The sequence below is a fragment of the Pseudomonas sp. SA233 genome, from assembly GCF_054792385.1.
Genome location: NZ_CP096449.1, coordinates 5,006,977 through 5,024,455 on the forward strand (window position 1 = coordinate 5,006,977; position 17,479 = coordinate 5,024,455).

A 17,479-nucleotide genomic window follows, 5' to 3' on the forward strand; every position below is an offset into this window, starting at 1 on the left:
AAAAACAAAGGGCACCCATCCACTGGTGCCCTTTGCCCTACCGCCAGGTGAACTCAATCACCCCATCGAACGCACCCCCACAGGTTGCGCATTGCCCCGCGTGGTCACGATCCCCAGGAAGGAAATCACGATCGCCAGGCCCAATGTCGAGCTCACCTCTGCCCGGTGTTCAGGCGTGAACATCATGACCGCCAGTGCCCCGCCAATGAACAGGATCACCGCCCAGGTCAGGTACGGGAACAGCCACATGCGGAACTTCAGCTCGGTGTTTTCCCGCTCCAGGCGACGACGCATGCGCAGCTGCGAAATGGCGATGACCATGTACACCAGCAAGGCAATGGCACCGGAGCTGGCCAGCAGGAACTCGAACACACCCTTCGGCGCGAAGTAATTGAGGATGGCAATGGCCGCGCCGATCAACGTGCTGCCGAATACCGCAGCGCGTGGCACGCCGACCTTGGAGGTCTTGTTGAGCATGGCCGGTGCGTCACCGCGCTTGGCCAGCGAGTACATCATCCGCGAGGCAATGTAGATCGAAGAGTTCATGCAGCTGGTCACTGCCACCAGCACCACCAGGTCGACCATGAAGGCCGCGTTGGGGATGTTCATGATCTCCAGCGCACGCTGGTAAGAGCCCACCACCGCCAGCTGCGGGTCGTTCCACGGCACCACCGAAATGATCACGAAGATCGACAGGATGTAGAAGGTACTGATGCGCCAGATCACCGAGCGAGTGGCCTTGGCGATGTTGCGCGACGGGTCGCTCGATTCGGACGCGGCGATGGTCACCGCTTCGGTGCCGATGAAGCTGAACATCACGGTGATGAACGCACCCACCACGGCCGACCAGCCCTTCGGCGCGAAGCCGCCGTGCTCGGCCATCAAGCTGCTCAGGCCACTGACCTCGCGGTTGGGCAGCCAGCCCATAAGTGCGGCGAAACCCAGGCCGATGAAACCGAGAATGGCCGTGACTTTGAGAATGGCGAACCAGAACTCGAACTCACCGTACTTGGCCACGCTGAACAGGTTGGTACCAGCCAGCAGCAGCACCGAAGCCAGGGCAAAAATCCAGCTGTCCACCTGCGGGAACCAGGCGTTCAGCACATGCCCGGCGGCCAGCGCTTCGATCGGGATTACCAGTACCCAGAACCACCAGTACAGCCAACCGATGGTGTAGCCGGCCCAGCGGCCGATGGCCTGCTCGGCGTAGGTGGAAAACGATCCGGTGTCCGGGTGTGCCACGGCCATTTCGCCGAGCATGCGCATGACCAGTACCACCAAGGTCCCGGCCACGAAATAGGAAATTATGGTAGCTGGCCCGGCTGCCGCGATGGCGTGGCCAGAGCCGACGAAAAGTCCGGCGCCGATGATGCCGGCGATGGACAGCATCGTTACGTGACGTGGCTTGAAACCTTGTGCAAGGTTGCCATCAGATCCCACGGTGTTCATTGATGTTGTTCTCTTTTTACTGACACAAGGATGGACGGGCAGGTGTAGGCGAAAATATCTCCTTTGAAATCAATAAGTCGACACGTTACTCGCGCTCTGTTGTTGATATTTGGCACGCGTCACAGAGCAACGTGTCAGCGCAGGTCGGGCTTCATTTAAGCCCCGCAGGGCTGTGGGAAATTACACGAGAACGCCCCGGAACTGTTCGATCACGACAGGGCATCCCCATTAACGTCAGAAGTCGCGAATGGCATTCCCGATCCCGTCACCAGGCCGTCTGGAGCTTTTGTTTTTCATTTGGGTGTGTTGTGGCTGTACTGGCCCTTTCGCGGGCTCGCCCGCTCCCACAGGTACTCCACCCCCTCAAACCTGTGGTGTACCTGTGGGAGCGGGCAAGCCCGCGAAGAGGCCAGCAGCCTCAACGCACCAGGCAAGGCCGCTTGTTATCGAAGCTCCACCCCGGAATCAGGAACTGCATTGCCACGCTGTCATCCCGCGCGCCCAACCCCATGTTGCGGTAGCACTCATGCGCCTTGGCCAGCTGGTCTTCATCCAGCTCCACCCCAAGCCCCGGTCGCGCCGGCACGTGCACATGCCCGTCGACGATGCGCAGTGGTTCGCGGGTCAGGCGCTGGCCGTCCTGCCAGATCCAGTGGGTGTCGATCGCAGTGATTTCCCCCGGCGCCGCAGCCGCCACCTGGGTGAACATTGCCAGCGAGATATCGAAGTGGTTGTTGGAATGCGAACCCCAGGTCAGCCCCCAGTCGTTGCACATCTGCGCCACCCGTACCGAACCCTGCAAGGTCCAGAAGTGCGGGTCGGCCAGCGGAATGTCCACCGACTGCAACTGGATCGCATGGCCCATCTGCCGCCAGTCGGTAGCGATCATGTTGGTGGCGGTGGGCAGGCCGGTGGCGCGGCGGAACTCGGCCATCACCTCACGGCCCGAGTAGCCGTTCTCGGCACCGCACGGGTCTTCGGCATAGGCCAGCACATCGTGCTTGTCGCGGCACAGGGCAATGGCCTCCTTCAATGACCAGGCACCATTCGGGTCGAGGGTGATGCGGGCTTCGGGGAAGCGTTCGGCCAGCGCCGTTACCGCTTCCATCTCCTCCTCGCCGCGCAACACCCCGCCCTTGAGCTTGAAGTCGCTGAAGCCATAGCGCGCCTCGGCGGCCTCGGCCAGGCGCACCACCGCGTCCGGGGTCAGGGCCTTTTCGTGGCGCAGGCGGAACCAGTCGTCCTCGGCATCGGCTTCGTTGCGGTAGGCCAGGTCGGTCTGCTGGCGGTCGCCGATGTAGAACAGGTAACCGAGCATCTTCACCGCCTCGCGCTGCTGCCCCTCGCCCAGCAGTGCCGCCATCGGCACGTTCAGGTGCTGGCCGAGCAGGTCGAGCAGCGCCGACTCGATGGCCGTGACCGCATGCACGGTGATGCGCAGGTCGAAGGTCTGCAGGCCGCGACCAGCCGAGTCAAGGTTGGCGAAGGTCTGGCGCATGGCATTGAGCACGCGCTGGTAATGGCCGATCGGCTGGCCGACCACCAGGCTGCGGGCGTCCTCCAGTGTCTGGCGGATCTTCTCGCCGCCGGGCACCTCGCCCAACCCGGTATTGCCGGCGCTGTCACGCAGCACCACCACGTTGCGGGTGAAGAACGGGCCATGGGCACCGCTGAGGTTGAGCAGCATGCTGTCGTGCCCGGCGACGGGGATCACGCGCAGATCAGTGACCACGGGGGTGCTGGTGTGAAGGGTCTGCATGTTCATGGTTGTTGTCTCGCAATCATCAATGGCTCTGACCCAGGGCCGAAGGGGCCTTGAGGTCATCGGAAGGGACGCCCTTTGGGCGAGTGCGTACGAAGAAGATGGCAATGGCCGCCAGCACCGAGGTCACCGCCAGGCCGTACAGGCCGCCCTGGATCGAACCGGTCTGCTGCTCCAGCAGGCCGAAGGTGGTGGGGGCGACGAAGCCGCCAAGGTTGCCGACCGAGTTGATCAACGCGATCACCGCTGCGGCGATGCGGGCATCCAGGTAGCCCTGCGGGATCGGCCAGAACAGCGACGATGCCGACTTGAAACCGATCGCCGCGAAGCACACCGCGACAAAGGCGAACACCGGCCCACCCGTGGTGGACATGAACATGCCGATGGCAGCGATCACCAGCGCACCTGCGACCCAGGCCTGCTGGAACTTCCAGCGCGCCGAGCCGGCGGCGAAGGCATACATGGCCAGGATCGAGATCAACCACGGGATCGAGTTGAAGAAGCCGACCTGCAGGTCGCTGAGGTCACCCATGCGCTTGATGATGCTCGGCAGCCAGAAGGTGGCGGCGTAAATGGTCAGCTGGATGCAGAAGTAGATCAGGCAGAACAGCAGGATCTGGCGGTCCTTGAGCAGGCTCCAGGCCGATGGCCTGACCGCGCCGACCGCTTCGCGCTCAAGTTGCTCGCGATCGATGGCGGCCACCAGTGCTTCCTGCTCGGCCTGGCTCAGCCACTTGGCGTCCTGCGGCCTGGAGTCGAGCCAGAAGAACACGAAGAAGCACAGCGTCACCGAGGCCATGCCTTCGATGAACAGCATCCACTGCCAGCCATGCATGCCCAGGCCCTGGATCTGCATCAGCGCGCCGGCCAGCGGCCCGGAAATCAGCGACGCCAATGCCGAGCCGCTGAGGAAGATGGCAATCGCCTTGCCACGCTCGGCGGCCGGCAACCAGCGGGTGAAGTAGTAGATCACCCCGGGGAAGAAGCCCGCTTCGGCAACGCCCAGCAGAAAGCGCAGCACGTAGAACTGGGTTTCGTTCTGCACGAAGGCCATGGCCGTGGCCACCAGCCCCCAGGTGAACATGATGCGGGTCAGCCACAACCGTGCGCCGACCTTCTGCAGCAGCATGTTCGAGGGCACCTCGAACAGCGCGTAGCCGATGAAGAACAGGCCGGCGCCAAAGCCATAGGCGGCGGCGCTGATGCCCAGGTCGCTTTCCAGATGGGGGCGGACGAAGCCGATGTTGACGCGGTCCAGGTAGTTGACGATGAACATGATGACGAACAGCGGCAGGACGTGGCGCTTGACCTTGGCCACGGCGCTGGCCAGGGCGTCGCCTTCATTCCGGGCAGACGGAGCGAGGGTATCGTTCACTTGCGGATCTCCCACTAATTGTTTTTGTGCGGGTCGAGGTTGTCTGACATGGCAGTGGGGAGGAGCATATGCGCAGCGCAGTTGTACGACAAGATCAGCAACATCGGTAAAATCACAAAATACAAGCTACCGCAAAGCCTATATGCGTCGATCTTGCAAAAATAGACAAACTACTCGCTGACTTGACCACAGGAAAAATCGGCAAAAAATATTTATATCGATTAACTTGTCGTACAAGCACAACAACAATCGGATCACAACATGGCCACCGAACAAGCCCACAAACGCGGCCACAGCCGTGCCCATGACCTGGTCTCCAGCCTGACTCAACAGATCTTGCTGGGCACCTTCAAGCCAGGCGACAAGTTGCCCTCGGAGAACAGCCTGGTGCGCGAGCATGGGGTCAGCCGCACCGTGGTCCGCGAGGCCCTGTCGAAATTGCAGGCTTCGGGGCTGGTGGAGCCACGCCACGGTATCGGTACGTTCGTGATGGAGCGCCAGGCCCAGGCCGGCCTGCGCATCGCTGCGGAAAGCGCGGCGAATGTGCGCGACCTGCTGGAGCTGCGCATCGGCCTGGAAGGCCAGGCTGCCGCCTTGGCCGCGCTACGCCGTGACGAGGGGCACCTGAGGCGCATGCGCCAGGCGCTGGATGACTACCAGGACCTGGCCGCCGCTGGCGACAGCTGCATCGAGGCCGACCGGCGCTTTCACCTGTTGATTGCCGAGGCCACTGGCAACCTGTACTTCACTGAAATGCTGTTGCAGCTAGGCAACGGCCTGATCCCGCGCAACCGCATGGCCCTGGCCGAACGCAGCGGGGCGAAGCTGGCGCGGCAGGCGTACCTGGCCAACCTCGAGCATGAGGCGATCCTCAATGCCATCCGCCGGCAGGACCCGGACGCGGCGCGGGCAGCGGTGTGCCTGCACCTGTCCAATAGCCGCGACCGACTACTGCCCGAACAGGCCTGACACGATCCCCTGTAGGAGCGGCCTTGTGTCGCGAAGGGCTGCACAGCAGCCCCTCGATTTCAGCTACAGAATTGCAGGCCGGGGGCCGCTTTGCGGCCCTTTCGCGACACAAGGCCGCTCCTACAAAGAGAACCGCATCAGGCCCTGTTACCAGGTCAGGCAGATCTTGCCGAAATGCCGGTTGCTCTCCTGATAACGGAACGCCTCGACGATCTGCTCCAGCTCGAAATGCTTGTCCACCACCGGCCGCAGGCCGTTGGCAGCGATCGCCCGCACCATCGCCTGCTGTTGGGCGCGGCTGCCCACCAGCACGCCTTGCAGGCGTATCTGCCGCACCAGCGCCTGCACCAGCGGCAATTGCCCGGCCACGCCGGTGAGGATGCCGATCAACGACACATGCCCACCAATGCGCGCGGCGATCATCGATTGCTCCAGCGTCGCCGGGCCACCCACTTCGATCACATGATCGACGCCGCGGTTGCCGGTCAGCTCGCGCACTTTCTCACCCCACGCCGGAGTGCTCTTGTAGTTGATCAGATGGTCGGCACCCAGGGCCTTCAGGCGCTCCAGCTTGGCATCGCTGGACGAGGTGGCGATCACCGTCGCGCCGGCCAGCTTGGCAAACTGCAGGGCGAAGATCGACACACCGCCGGTGCCCTGCACCAGCACCGTATCGCCGGGCTTGAGGTGGTCGTCGCACATCAGCGCGCGCCAGGCCGTGAGACCTGCCGTGGTCAGAGTGGAAGCTTCGGCATGGCTGAAGCCCTTGGGCGCCAAGGTGAAGGCGCTGGCACGAGCAGTGACCTGTTCACGGGCGTAACCATCGATACCGTCGCCGGGCACCTTGGCGAAGCCTTCCACATTTGCCTGGCCGTCGAGCCAGTCGGGGAAGAAGGTACTGACCACATTGTCGCCGACCTGGAACTCGGTGACGCCGCTCCCCACCGCGACCACTTCGCCAGCGCCATCGGCCATGGGGATGCGCCGCTCGCTCGGGCCCCACATGCCGCTGACAACGGCGAAATCGTGGTAGTTGAGAGAGCTGGCGTGCAGGCGCACGGTGATTTCGCCGGCCTGGGGTGCGAGAGCCTCGCTGGTACCGACCTCGACCTTGTCGTAGCCGCCGCCGGGTTTTACGTAGATGGCCTTGCTGGTCATGGGTAGGTCTCCGTTCAGGGAATAGATTGGGGTTCAGCATAGACAGGTCCGGCCTCTTCGCGGGTGAACCCGCTCCCACAGGTTGAGTGCTGGACTTGAGCTCGGCGCGGTCCCTGTGGGAGCGGGTTTACCCGCGAAGAGGCCCGCACAGGCGACACAAAAACTCAGCCCAGCATCACCTTCAATGCCCGGCAATCGGCCGCATGCCAATCCACCAGTTCCGGCCACGGATTGTCCGGCAGGTTCACCAGCACCGTGCGCGCCCCTGCGGCACGCCCACAGTCCAGGTCAAACCGGTAATCCCCCACCATCACCAGCTCACCCGGTGTCACACCCCAGGCATTGGCAATCTTCAGCAGCCCATCCGGGCTTGGCTTGGGCGCCGCTTCGTCACGCCCCAGAATGTGCTCCACCGGGAAGCAGTCCGCCAGGCCGATGGCCTCCAGCGTCACATGCGCCAACTCACGGGCATTGCGGGTCAGAATGCCCAGCCGGCAACCACGCTGGGCCAGTTCGCGCACCAGTTCCACCGCCCCGGTGGCCGCCGTGGAAGCAATCGCCAGGTCACGCTCGTGCTCCAGCAGCCAGGCATGCTTGGCCGCCGCCTCGTCCGCCGGCAAGGCTGCCAGGTGGGTGAGGATGTCGTGCTCGGCCGGGATATCCAGCGCTACGCGGATGGCGGCAAAATCGTGCACGGCCACGGTCAGGGTGCCGTCCATGTCGAACACCCAGTTGCGCACCTCGCCCAGGCTCATGCCCAGTCCTTGCGATGGCGAATCAGGCCTTCCTGGCACGACGACGCCACCAGTTGCCCGGCCTGGTTGAAAATGCTGCCGCGGCAGAAGCCACGGGCATTGCCCGCCCAGGGGCTGTCGGTGGCATACAGCAGCCACTCGTCGGCACGCAGGTTGCCATGGAACCACAGCGAATGGTCGAGGCTGGCGATCTGCATGTCACGCTGCCACACCGATTTGCCATGGGGCAGCAACGAAGTGGTCAGCAGGCCGAAGTCCGAGGCGTAAGCCAGCAGGTATTTGTGCAGGGCGGGGATATCGGGCAGGTTGCCGTCGGCGCGGAACCAGGCGTACTTCACCGGGTCGCCAGCCTGGGGGTTGAATGGGTCGCGCTCGGTGACCGGGCGAATCTCGATCGGCTTGGCGCACAGCACCTTGTCGCGAATGCGCTCGGGCAACTGGTCAGCCATGGCCCGGGCCAGCTCGACTTCAGTGGGCAGGTTCTCCGGGCCGACCACATCGGGCATCTGCGCCTGGTGCTCGAAACCGTCCTCGTCGTACTGGAACGAGGCGCTGCAGGTGAAGATCGGCTGGCCCTTCTGAATCGCAGTCACCCGCCGGGTGCTGAAGCTGCCGCCATCGCGCACGCGGTCCACCGAATACACCACCGGCAGGCTGGCATCGCCAGGGCGCAGGAAGTAGCCGTGCAACGAATGCACATGGCGTGCATCCTCGACCGTCTGGCTGGCCGCCGACAACGATTGGCCCAGCACCTGCCCGCCGTACAGCTGGCGAAAGCCCAGGTCCTGGCTGCGGCCACGGAACAGGTTCTCCTCGATGGACTCGAGGCTCAACAGGTCGACCAGGTTGTCCAACACATGACTCATCGGGGGTTCTCCGTAGGAGCGAGTCTTGCTCGCGATGCACCGCCCAGGCGGCGCTCGATCTCATAGGCGCTGAACATCTTGCGGCAAGCGCCCTCCATTAGGGGAATGATACAGGGTTTGTCATTCGCGCCGGGCATGGCCATGCATTCAGGCGCGCAGGGTACGCTCCCAGTGAGCGCGATCGATGCGGTACAGCACATGCGGGCGCAGCGGATGGCCCACGGGCAGGCGCGGGTGTTCGAAACTGCCATTCAGGTCCTGCTGCATACCGATGGCCTGCATGACCTTCTGCGAGGGCAGGTTGCTCTCGCTAGTGAACGACACCACTTCCTCCAGGCGCAATTGGGCGAAAGCACAGCGCAGGCATGTCCACGCCGCCTCGCTGGCGAAACCCAGGCCCCAGTGGCGGCGTGCCAGGCGCCAGCCGATCTCCACCGCCGGCGCAAAATCGGCATCGAAGCCCACGTGCAGCAACCCGGTCATGCCGATGAAGGCACCACTGTCCTTGCGCTCTAGAGCCCACAGACCAAAGCCGTACTCATTGAAATGCCCGCGCACGCGGCCGATCAGCGCGGCTGCCTCCAGGCGTGTCAGCGGCGCCGGGAAGTAGCGCATCACCTGCGGGTCGGCACACAGGGCGGCGAACTCGCGCAGGTCGTCGTCGTGCCATTGGCGCAGTACCAGCCGCGCGCTTTCCAGTTGCAGGATAGGGGTCATCGGGCGTGCTCCGGTTTTACCGTCTTGCAGTTTACAGCGTAGGCGCGGGTGCAGGTTTCACCCAACCGGCGCGCCCGAATGCAATTTTCACACGCCCTTCACCGCCCCCCGACAGGCCAGTTGGCAGGATGCCAGCCAACACCGCCGCGCCAGCCGCGACCATGCCAACGGAGCAACGCATGCTATCGAGCAACACCCTTGGACACCCTGCCATCCACGCCCGGCGCAAGCGACGCCTGACCCGCAAAGCCCTCGGTGCCGCCCTTGGCCTGTGCATGGTCGTGGCGGCGTTGAGCACCTGGCTGGCGACGAGGACGCACATCGTGGACCTTGGCAACGAACGACAATTGAGTGACAGCGGCCTGCTGCAGGACTGGGCCGACGGTGCGGTGATCGTGATGATCCGCCACGCCGAGCGCTGCGACAGCGCCCCCGGCCCGTGCCTGGACGACCCCACCGGCATAACCGTGGCCGGCAGCCAGGCTGCCGGGCGTGTTGGCCAAGGGATGCACCAGCTGGGCCTTAACAACGCCGATATGCTCAGCAGCCCGAAACTGCGCACACGGCAAACCGCGCATTTCATCCTTGGCCAGGCGGTGGCCAGTGAGGGCTGGCTGGAAAGCTGTGACAGCCAGTTCGCCAGCGAAGCGCTGGCACACAAACGACCGGGGCATAACCTGGTGCTGGTGACCCACAACGGCTGCATCGACCATTTTGCCCGCCAGCAGAAAGTTGCGGGGGGCGAGCGTGAGAGCGGCTATGCCAGTGCGCTGTTCGTTTCGGTGGATGGCAATGGCAAGACACGCATCCTCGGCCGCCTGAACGAGCCGGACTGGCAGCGGGTGCTGGCCAGTACCACGAAATAACGCCCCTCGTGGCATACACGCCCTGTAGGAGCGGCCTTGCGTCGCGAAAGGGCTGCGTAGCAGGCCCGGCAATTTGTGCATTTGCGCTGATACCCCGGGGCTGCTGCGCAGCCCTTTCGCGACGCGAGGCCGCTCCTACAAAGGCCGGTGCTGGCCAGGAGATTGATGCCTGGCAGGTTCTCCCACAGCAGTCTCCAGCCATGGCAAGATCAGCACTGGCCCCGATTGCGACCCCACCCATGCCGTTGCCGCTGATCTACCACGAAGACTACAGCCCGGAGTTCCCTGCCGAACACCGCTTCCCCATGGACAAGTTCCGCCTGCTGCACGACCACTTGATCGACAGCGGGCTGACCACAGACCAAGCCCTGCTGCGCCCGGACATCTGTCCCAACGACATCCTCGCCCTGGCCCACGACCGCAGCTACATCGAGCGCTACATGAACGGCGACCTGTCACGCGAGGACCAGCGCCGCCTCGGCCTGCCCTGGAGCGAGGCCCTGGCCCGGCGTACCGTGCGCGCCGTAGGCGGCTCCCTGCTGAGCGCCGAGATGGCGCTGCAGCACGGCATCGCCTGCCACCTTGCCGGCGGCACCCACCACGCCCATTACGACCACCCTGCCGGCTTTTGCATCTTCAACGACCTCGCCGTGATCAGCCGCTACCTGCTGGAGGCTGGCCGGGTACACCGGGTGCTGATCTTCGACTGCGATGTGCATCAGGGTGACGGCACCGCGCGCATCCTGCACGACACACCAGACGCCATCACCGTCTCGCTGCACTGCGAACAGAACTTCCCGGCGCGCAAGGCGCAAAGCGATTGGGACATCCCCCTGCCCCGCGGCATGGGCGACATGGCCTACCTGAAGGTGGTGGACGACGCCCTCAACTACCTGCTGCCACTCTATCGACCCGACCTGGTGCTGTACGACGCCGGGGTCGATGTGCACAAGGACGACGCCCTGGGCTATCTGCAACTGACCGATGCAGGCGTTGCCGCCCGTGACGAAGCGGTGCTGCGCCACTGCCTGGGCCGCGACATCCCGGTGGTGGGCGTGATCGGCGGTGGCTACAGCAAGGACCGCGCAGCCCTGGCCAGGCGCCATGGCATCCTTCATCACAGCGCGGCACGCGTCATCGGTTGTTCACAATGACTGTGGAACCGCTTGTGGATAACCTGCGGGAAAGGCGCTGCAGCCCTTTACAGGCAAGGCCTGCAAAGCTCTGATCATTTTTTGAGCAGTGCTTCCACAGGCCGCGCTGCGCTAGAATGCGCCTCTTTTCCACAGCCTGCTGCCCACCATGCCTGATCTGAGCCCCGCCTCCCCTCCCCTCGCAGTCGTCATCGGCGGCGGCCCAGCCGGCCTGATGGCCGCCGAAGCACTGGCCCAGGCGGGCCTGGCGGTCGAGGTGTTCGATGCCATGCCTTCGGTGGGTCGCAAGTTCCTGCTGGCGGGTGTCGGTGGCATGAACATCACCCATTCCGAGCCCTACCCGGCGTTCGTCAGCCGGTATGCCGAGCGCCAGGGCGAAATCGCCGCGCTGCTGCACGACTTCGATGCCGACGCCTTGCGCCAGTGGATTCACGGCCTGGGCATCGAAACCTTCGTCGGCACCTCGGGCCGGGTGTTCCCCACCGACATGAAAGCCGCGCCACTACTGCGCGCCTGGCTCAAGCGCCTGCGCGACAGCGGAGTAGTTATCCACACCCGTCACCGCTGGTTGGGCTGGAATGCCGAGGGTGCATTGCGGATTGCTTATCCACAAGGCGAGCGGCTGGTGAAGGCCGCCGTGGTGGTGCTGGCGCTGGGTGGCGGCAGCTGGGCGCGACTGGGCTCGGACGGTAGTTGGCAGCCGCTGCTGGCCGAACGGGCTGTGGATATCTCGCCCTTGCAGCCCAGCAACTGCGGTTTTGAAGTGGCAGGCTGGAGCGCGCTGCTCAAGGACAAGTTCGCCGGTGCGCCGTTGAAGAACATTGCCCTTAGCGTTCCCGGCAGCGTGCCGCGCAAGGGCGAGTTCATCCTCACCGCGCAGGGTGTGGAAGGCAGCCTGGTGTATGCATGGTCAGCGCCGGTGCGCGAGGCCATCAACCGTGAGGGCCACGGGGTGTTGCTGCTCGACCTGGTGCCGGACAAGCCTGTGGACAAGATTGCCCAGGCGCTGGCCAAACCACGGGGTTCGCGCTCCATGGCCAAGCACCTGCACAGCCAGCTGGGTATCGATGGGGTCAAGGCGGCGCTGTTGCGCGAGCTGACCGATCAGTCGACCTTTGCCAACCCTGATGCCTTGGCGAAAGCGATCAAGGCCTTGCCGATAACACTGGTACGCACGCGGCCGCTGGATGAAGCGATCAGCAGCGCGGGTGGGGTGCGTTTCGAGGGGCTGGATGAAGGCTTGATGGTCAAGGGCATGCCGGGGGTGTTCTGTGCCGGCGAGATGCTGGACTGGGAGGCGCCGACTGGGGGGTATCTGCTGACAGCGTGCTTTGCCAGCGGCTTGCGCGCCGGGCGGGCGGCGGCGGATTGGCTTAAATCCAAAGGTTGACACTGTCCCCTGTGGGAGCGGGTTTACCCGCGAACACGGGCGAAGCCCGTGCCATGCACCGAGTCGCATTCTTCGCGGGTAAACCCGCTCCCACAGAGTCCGCGTTCACTGCAAATCTACGGCTTACGCTTGCGCGCCCCACCATTGAAGCTCGGCACCTTGCGCACCGCCTTCACCGCCGGCTCCGCACTGCCTGATTCAGCACTGTCCATCCAGCGCCCCAAGCCGCGCTTGGCGCTGTTTTCCTTCGGCTTCTTGGGCTTCTTCGGCTTCTTGATCACCTGGCCACTGGCGTCGGTCATCGGCACCCGGTGGTCAGGGATGAAGTCCGGCTCTTCATGACGCGGCAGGGTCTGCCGGGTCAGCACTTCGATCGCCGCCAGCAGCTGCACTTCATCGGCACACACCAGCGAGATCGCCTCGCCCTTGTTGCCCGCCCGCCCGGTACGCCCGATGCGGTGCACGTAATCCTCGGCAACGATCGGCAGGTCAAGGTTGACCACCAGCGGCAAGTCATCGATATCCAGGCCGCGGGCCGCCACATCGGTCGCCACAAGCACCTGGATTTCGCGGGCCTTGAAGCTGTCCAGCGCGCGCTGGCGAGTGGCCTGCGGGCGGTCACCGTGGATACCGTCGGCATTCACACCCTCGGCCAGCAAGCGCTCCACCAGTTGATCGACGCCATTACGGGTCTTGGCGAACACCAGCACCTGCTTCCAGCGCTGCTTGCGCAGCAGGTGGCAGAACAGGTCGACCTTGCGTTTTTTATCCACAGGCACCAGCCACTGCTTGACGCTGGTGGCCGTGGCATTGCGCGGGCTGACTTCGATGCTCAGCGGGTCGTTCAGGGCCAGCCCCGCCAGCATGCGGATCTGCTCGGAAAAAGTGGCGGAGAACAGCAACGTCTGGCGCTTGCGTGGCAGCGCGGCGTACACCGACTGCAGCTCTTCGGCAAAGCCCAGGTCGAGCATGCGGTCGGCTTCGTCCAGCACCAGGGTCTGCACCTGGTTGAACTTCACGGCGTTCTGCCGGAACAGGTCGAGCAAGCGCCCCGGGGTGGCCACCAGCAGGTCGACGCCACGGCGCAGGCGCATCATCTGCGGGTTGATGCTGACCCCGCCATACACCGCGTAGGTGCTCAGCGGCAGGTTCTCGGCGTACTCGCGCACGTTGTTGTGCACCTGCTCGGCCAGCTCACGAGTGGGCACCAGCACCAGCGCGCGGATCGAGTTGCTGGCCACCTTTTCGCCTTCCAGCGCCAGGCGCTGCAGCACAGGCAGGGCAAAGCCCGCGGTCTTGCCGGTGCCGGTCTGGGCCGCGGCCATCAGGTCGCGGCCGGCCAGCACGGCGGGGATGGCCTTGGCCTGCACCGGGGTCGGGGTGGTGTAGTCCAGTTGCTGCAGGGTGCGCAGCAACGGTTCGATCAGGCCGAGTTTGGCGAAATTCATGGCAATACCGTCAGGGGGTTCAGCGAAGGCGGCAAGTTTACCGCATCACCCCTGCCTACTTGCAGATTTCGCCTTTCAACGGCTGCGCCGGCTCAGGTGCCTTGCGCCACTGCGGCAGGCCGATCAGCACCACCGCGCCAATGATCACCGCCATCGCCACACATTCTTCGGCACCAATCTGCTCACCGGCAAAGACGATGCCCAGCAGCACGGCCACCGCTGGGTTGACGTAGGCATAGCTGGTGGCAGCTGCGGGGCGCACGTGCTTGAGCAAGTACATGTAGGCACTGAACGCCAGGATCGAACCGAAGAACACCAGGTAGGCCAGTGCCCCCCAGCCGGCAGCGGTCGGCATCTGCGTCATGCGCTCGCCAGACAGCGCGCTGCCGAGCAGCAACACAGCGCCACCAACGAGCATTTCCGCGGCGCTGGCCATGGGCCCCTGGGGCAGCGGCAAGGTCTTGCTCCACACCGAGCCGAACGCCCACGACGCCGCCGCAAAGATGATCAGCGCTGCGCCAATCGGGCTTGCCTGAAGGTTGGAGCCCAGGTTCAGCAGGCCGATACCCACCAACCCGAGGGCGATCCCCGCCCACTCCAGCTTCGAATTGCGGTGCCCGAACAGCAGGCCGAACAGCAACGTGAACAGCGGCACCGTCGCCACCGCCAGCGCAGCGACGCCAGAGGCCACACCGGCATGCTCGGCCACGGTCACGCCACCGTTACCACAGCTGAGCAGCAGGAAACCAATCGCCCCCGCAGCCCGCCACTGCGGCCAGGTCGGTGCCGGCACACCGCGCCAGCGCAAGAAGCCATACAGCAGGCCCCCGGCAATCAGGAAGCGCACCCCGGCCATGAGCATCGGTGGCCAGCTCTCGACGCCTATGCGAATGAACAGGTAGGTGGAGCCCCAGACCAGGTACAAGGCCAGGAAAGCGCCAATGAGCAACAACGGGAAGCGACGGGAGGCAGGCATGGGAAACACTCGAAATCCGTTTACGGGTGGCTTAGTTTAGAAAGGCCATCGTGTAAACTTAAGTTACAAAACAGCTTTAAATTGCCCGAACACTTTGCATTGCATGGTTATTCGGATGCTTTTCAATCGAATCGAAACCAGGCAGGAATAACCCATGGACAAGTACGACCGCATGCTGCTCGCCGCCCTGCTCGACAATGGCCGCGCCACCTTCGCGCAATTGGCGCGCCAGGTGAACCTGTCGGCGCCGGCGGTGGCCGAGCGGGTGGCCAAGCTCGAGGCCAGCGGGGTTATCACCGGCTACCAGGCCAAGGTCGACATGAGCAAGATCGGCCTGCCGATCCAGTGCGTGATCGAACTGCGCCTGGCCAGCCACGGCAACCAGCAGGCCTACGAAGCGTTGACCCAGATCCCCCAGTTGACCGAATGCCACCGGGTAACCGGCGACCCCTGCGTCATCATGCAGGCAGCGGTGGGTTCGATGCCGGAGCTGGAAGAACTGATCAACCGGGTCGCGCAGTTCGGCTTCAGCAAGACCTCGATCATTCTCTCCAGCGCTGTGGAGCGGCGGGTGCCGCTGGCGCAACTGGAGAAGAAGCCCTAACAGAACCTGGCCAGGGTTTCACGAACCTTGGCGGCAGGGGTTTTCTGCAGGCGGCAGAGCAGGTCGTGCGAGAGTTGCTGTACACCATGGCCCTGGCGCAGCACGCCAGCCAGGTGTTGTAGCAGGTTGGCGGCCATTTCGGCATCGGCCATGGCCCGGTGCGCGGTACCGGTATCCGGCAGCCCGGCCCAGCGGGTCAGGGTGCCCAGCTTGTGGTTCGGTGCCGCCGGCAACAGGCGCCGTGACAGCAGCAGGGAGCAGGCGAAGGCCTGGCTGCGGCTACGGCCGATGCGGCCCAGTTCGTAGTCCCAGAACTTCTGGTCGAAGGCGGCATTGTGTGCCAGCAGCGGGGTACCACCGACGAATTCGGCCACTTCGTTCATCACCTTGTCCACCGGCGGCGCACTGCGCAGCATGGCGGTGGTGATGCCAGTGAGCCCGGCGACGAATGCCGGTACCGGCACACCCGCGTTCATCAGGCTCTGGTAGCGCTCGACGATGCGCCCGCCCTCCAGCATCACCACCGCCACCTCAGTGGCGCGGCAGCCGGCGCCGGGGCTGATGCCGGTGGTTTCAAAGTCGATGACAGCGATACGTTCCATGAAAAATCTCAGTGTTTGAGCAACAGCGCACCCTCGATGGGCACATAACGGGTGGCAGCACGGATCAGCGACAGTGCGGTAAGCCCGGGCACACCATACACCACTGCCTCGGTGCCATGGCGCTGTATCACACGCTCCAGCAGCAGGTCGAAATCGCCATCGCCGGAGGCCAGTACCACTTGGTCGACGCGGCTGGCGGCGTCGATCACATCCAGGGTAATACCCACATCCCAGTCACCTTTGGCCGAGCCATCGCTGCGCTGGATGAAGGGCTTGAGGCGCACATCGAAACCGAGGTTGCGCAGGATCTGCTGGAACTGCTGCTGCTTGCTGTCGCCACGGTCGATGGCATAGGCCACGGCCTCGACAATCTGACCTTCGCGGCTGACATCGGCCCACAGGGCGGTGTAGTTGAAATGGCAGCCGTGGGCCTGGCGCACGGTGTAGTAGAGGTTCTGCACATCGGCGAACAGCGCGATCTTTTTCACCTTGGAACCCCTTGGTCGGCCTGGAATGCTGGGGGGCTGCTTTGCAGCCCCCCAAATTGCCAGCAGTATGCCAGACCTGTCAGACGTACGAATCGTCGTCCGAGAAGAACCCGCCATCATCGCTGCCATAACCGCTGTCGGCATAACCACCCTGGTCGCCGCCCCAGCCACCGTTGTCAGCTACCTGCTGCGCCCCCGAGTCGTTCCAGCCTCCGCTGTCACTGGCCGGCGCCGGCTCTTCCTTGATCACCTCTACCACCTCTTCCGGCTGCGAGTTGTGGTTGAACAGGCTGCTGATGCCCTGCGCCAGCAACACACCACCCGCAACACCGGCCGCAGTCTGCATCGCACCGCCGAGGAAGCTGCTGGCACCACTGCGTGCTGGTGCAGCGCCAAAGCCAGGCTGCTGCACTTGTGGCTGGGAAAAGCCCGGCGCCGAAGGCTCGCGCCAGCCACCACCAGATGCCACGGGGGCTGCAGCGGGACGCTGCGGTTGCACGGCCGGGGCCGCATTGCGCCCAGACGAACCAAAGATGCTGGACAGGAAACCACCACCGCCATTGCTCGGCGCGCTGCCGGCACGGGCGGCCTCGGCCTGGGCACGGGCCTGCTTCAGTTCGGCTTCCAGTTGCTTGTTCTGCTCGTCGAGGCGCTTGATCGCAGCCTCCTGCACCAGGATCGCCTGGGCCATGTAATAAGGCGCCGCCGGCTGCTGACGCACATGTTCCTCGATGCATGCCTGGGCCTGCGCATCACGTGGCTGGCTCGGGTCCTCGGCTTGCTTGAGGCGGCCGAACAGGCCGTCGATCAGGGTTTGTTCTTCAGTATTCATGGGGCGACCTCGTGGGGTAGCGGACAACGGACAGCGTCAAAGATGGGGCGTACAGGCGTGGGATTCAA

The 17,479-nt window shown here is 64.3% G+C and carries 17 protein-coding genes; 5 read left to right on the top strand and 12 right to left on the bottom strand.

What is annotated here, in order from left to right; genetic code table 11:
- Nucleotides 1-57: 57 nt before the first annotated feature.
- The 3 genes from gabP to M1D87_RS22970 form a co-directional block, all read right to left on the bottom strand.
- Nucleotides 58-1,449, bottom strand: a complete 1,392-nt coding sequence (gene gabP, locus M1D87_RS22960) for a GABA permease (protein WP_003258117.1) — start codon at nt 1,447-1,449, stop codon at nt 58-60.
- A gap of 418 nt (nt 1,450-1,867) precedes the next feature.
- Nucleotides 1,868-3,214, bottom strand: coding sequence for a glucarate dehydratase (gudD, locus tag M1D87_RS22965; protein ID WP_123083942.1), 1,347 nt, complete (start codon nt 3,212-3,214; stop codon nt 1,868-1,870).
- A 19-nt stretch (nt 3,215-3,233) separates the two neighbouring features.
- Entirely contained in the window at nt 3,234-4,586 is a 1,353-nt protein-coding gene (locus M1D87_RS22970) for an MFS transporter (RefSeq protein ID WP_123083943.1), read from the bottom strand.
- Between the two features lie 261 nt (nt 4,587-4,847).
- Here M1D87_RS22970 and M1D87_RS22975 point away from each other — a divergent pair, with 261 nt between their 5' ends.
- A complete protein-coding gene (locus M1D87_RS22975) occupies nt 4,848-5,555 on the top strand; it encodes a FadR/GntR family transcriptional regulator (protein WP_015271910.1) in 708 nt (235 codons plus the stop codon).
- 147 nt (nt 5,556-5,702) lie between these two features.
- On the opposite strand, the gene M1D87_RS22980 is transcribed toward M1D87_RS22975, so the two are convergent.
- The 4 genes from M1D87_RS22980 to M1D87_RS22995 all read right to left on the bottom strand — a co-directional run bounded on the left by M1D87_RS22980 (nt 5,703) and on the right by M1D87_RS22995 (nt 9,051).
- Nucleotides 5,703-6,713 carry a zinc-dependent alcohol dehydrogenase family protein gene (locus M1D87_RS22980; RefSeq protein WP_421091553.1) on the bottom strand — a complete coding sequence of 337 codons (1,011 nt, stop codon included), beginning with the start codon at nt 6,711-6,713 and terminating at the stop codon, nt 5,703-5,705.
- A 164-nt stretch (nt 6,714-6,877) separates the two neighbouring features.
- Nucleotides 6,878-7,468 carry an HAD family hydrolase gene (locus M1D87_RS22985; protein WP_013974314.1) on the bottom strand — a complete coding sequence of 197 codons (591 nt, stop codon included), beginning with the start codon at nt 7,466-7,468 and terminating at the stop codon, nt 6,878-6,880.
- Nucleotides 7,465-8,334 carry an acyl-CoA thioesterase II gene (gene tesB, locus M1D87_RS22990; protein WP_123083945.1) on the bottom strand — a complete coding sequence of 290 codons (870 nt, stop codon included), beginning with the start codon at nt 8,332-8,334 and terminating at the stop codon, nt 7,465-7,467. The genes M1D87_RS22985 and tesB overlap by 4 nt, the downstream gene beginning before the upstream one ends.
- A 147-nt stretch (nt 8,335-8,481) precedes the next feature.
- Complete coding sequence (locus M1D87_RS22995) at nt 8,482-9,051, bottom strand: GNAT family N-acetyltransferase (protein WP_013974316.1); 570 nt, start codon at nt 9,049-9,051, stop codon at nt 8,482-8,484.
- 179 nt (nt 9,052-9,230) lie between these two features.
- Between M1D87_RS22995 and pmrG the strand changes: the two genes are divergently transcribed.
- The 3 genes from pmrG to M1D87_RS23010 all read left to right on the top strand — a co-directional run bounded on the left by pmrG (nt 9,231) and on the right by M1D87_RS23010 (nt 12,461).
- Nucleotides 9,231-9,917, top strand: coding sequence for a lipopolysaccharide core heptose(II)-phosphate phosphatase PmrG (gene pmrG, locus M1D87_RS23000; RefSeq protein ID WP_015271913.1), 687 nt, complete (start codon nt 9,231-9,233; stop codon nt 9,915-9,917).
- Nucleotides 9,918-10,156: 239 nt separating this feature from the next.
- The gene (locus M1D87_RS23005) at nt 10,157-11,071 is read left to right on the top strand and encodes a histone deacetylase family protein (protein WP_015271914.1); all 915 of its coding nucleotides are present in this window, start codon (nt 10,157-10,159) and stop codon (nt 11,069-11,071) included.
- A gap of 148 nt (nt 11,072-11,219) precedes the next feature.
- On the top strand, nt 11,220-12,461 hold the full coding sequence (locus M1D87_RS23010) for a TIGR03862 family flavoprotein (RefSeq protein WP_123083946.1): 1,242 nt from the start codon (nt 11,220-11,222) through the stop codon (nt 12,459-12,461).
- Between the two features lie 116 nt (nt 12,462-12,577).
- Here M1D87_RS23010 and M1D87_RS23015 read toward each other — a convergent pair whose 3' ends face one another.
- Nucleotides 12,578-13,909, bottom strand: a complete 1,332-nt coding sequence (locus tag M1D87_RS23015) for a DEAD/DEAH box helicase (RefSeq protein WP_015271916.1) — start codon at nt 13,907-13,909, stop codon at nt 12,578-12,580.
- A 55-nt stretch (nt 13,910-13,964) separates the two neighbouring features.
- Nucleotides 13,965-14,885, bottom strand: coding sequence for a drug/metabolite exporter YedA (yedA, locus tag M1D87_RS23020; protein WP_015271917.1), 921 nt, complete (start codon nt 14,883-14,885; stop codon nt 13,965-13,967).
- 154 nt (nt 14,886-15,039) lie between these two features.
- Between yedA and M1D87_RS23025 the strand changes: the two genes are divergently transcribed.
- Entirely contained in the window at nt 15,040-15,489 is a 450-nt protein-coding gene (locus tag M1D87_RS23025; protein WP_015271918.1) for an Lrp/AsnC family transcriptional regulator, read from the top strand.
- Here the strand turns inward: M1D87_RS23025 and M1D87_RS23030 are convergent.
- From M1D87_RS23030 to M1D87_RS23040, 3 genes are all read right to left on the bottom strand, one after another.
- Nucleotides 15,486-16,091 (bottom strand): 3'-5' exonuclease, encoded by a 606-nt coding sequence (locus M1D87_RS23030; protein ID WP_039613572.1) that lies wholly within the window; start codon nt 16,089-16,091, stop codon nt 15,486-15,488. The two genes, M1D87_RS23025 and M1D87_RS23030, sit on opposite strands and share 4 nt — an antisense overlap.
- Before the next feature lie 8 nt (nt 16,092-16,099).
- Nucleotides 16,100-16,579 (bottom strand): LabA-like NYN domain-containing protein, encoded by a 480-nt coding sequence (locus M1D87_RS23035; RefSeq protein WP_004576858.1) that lies wholly within the window; start codon nt 16,577-16,579, stop codon nt 16,100-16,102.
- A 79-nt stretch (nt 16,580-16,658) separates the two neighbouring features.
- On the bottom strand, nt 16,659-17,411 hold the full coding sequence (locus M1D87_RS23040) for a DUF2076 domain-containing protein (protein ID WP_123083947.1): 753 nt from the start codon (nt 17,409-17,411) through the stop codon (nt 16,659-16,661).
- Nucleotides 17,412-17,479: the final 68 nt, after the last annotated feature.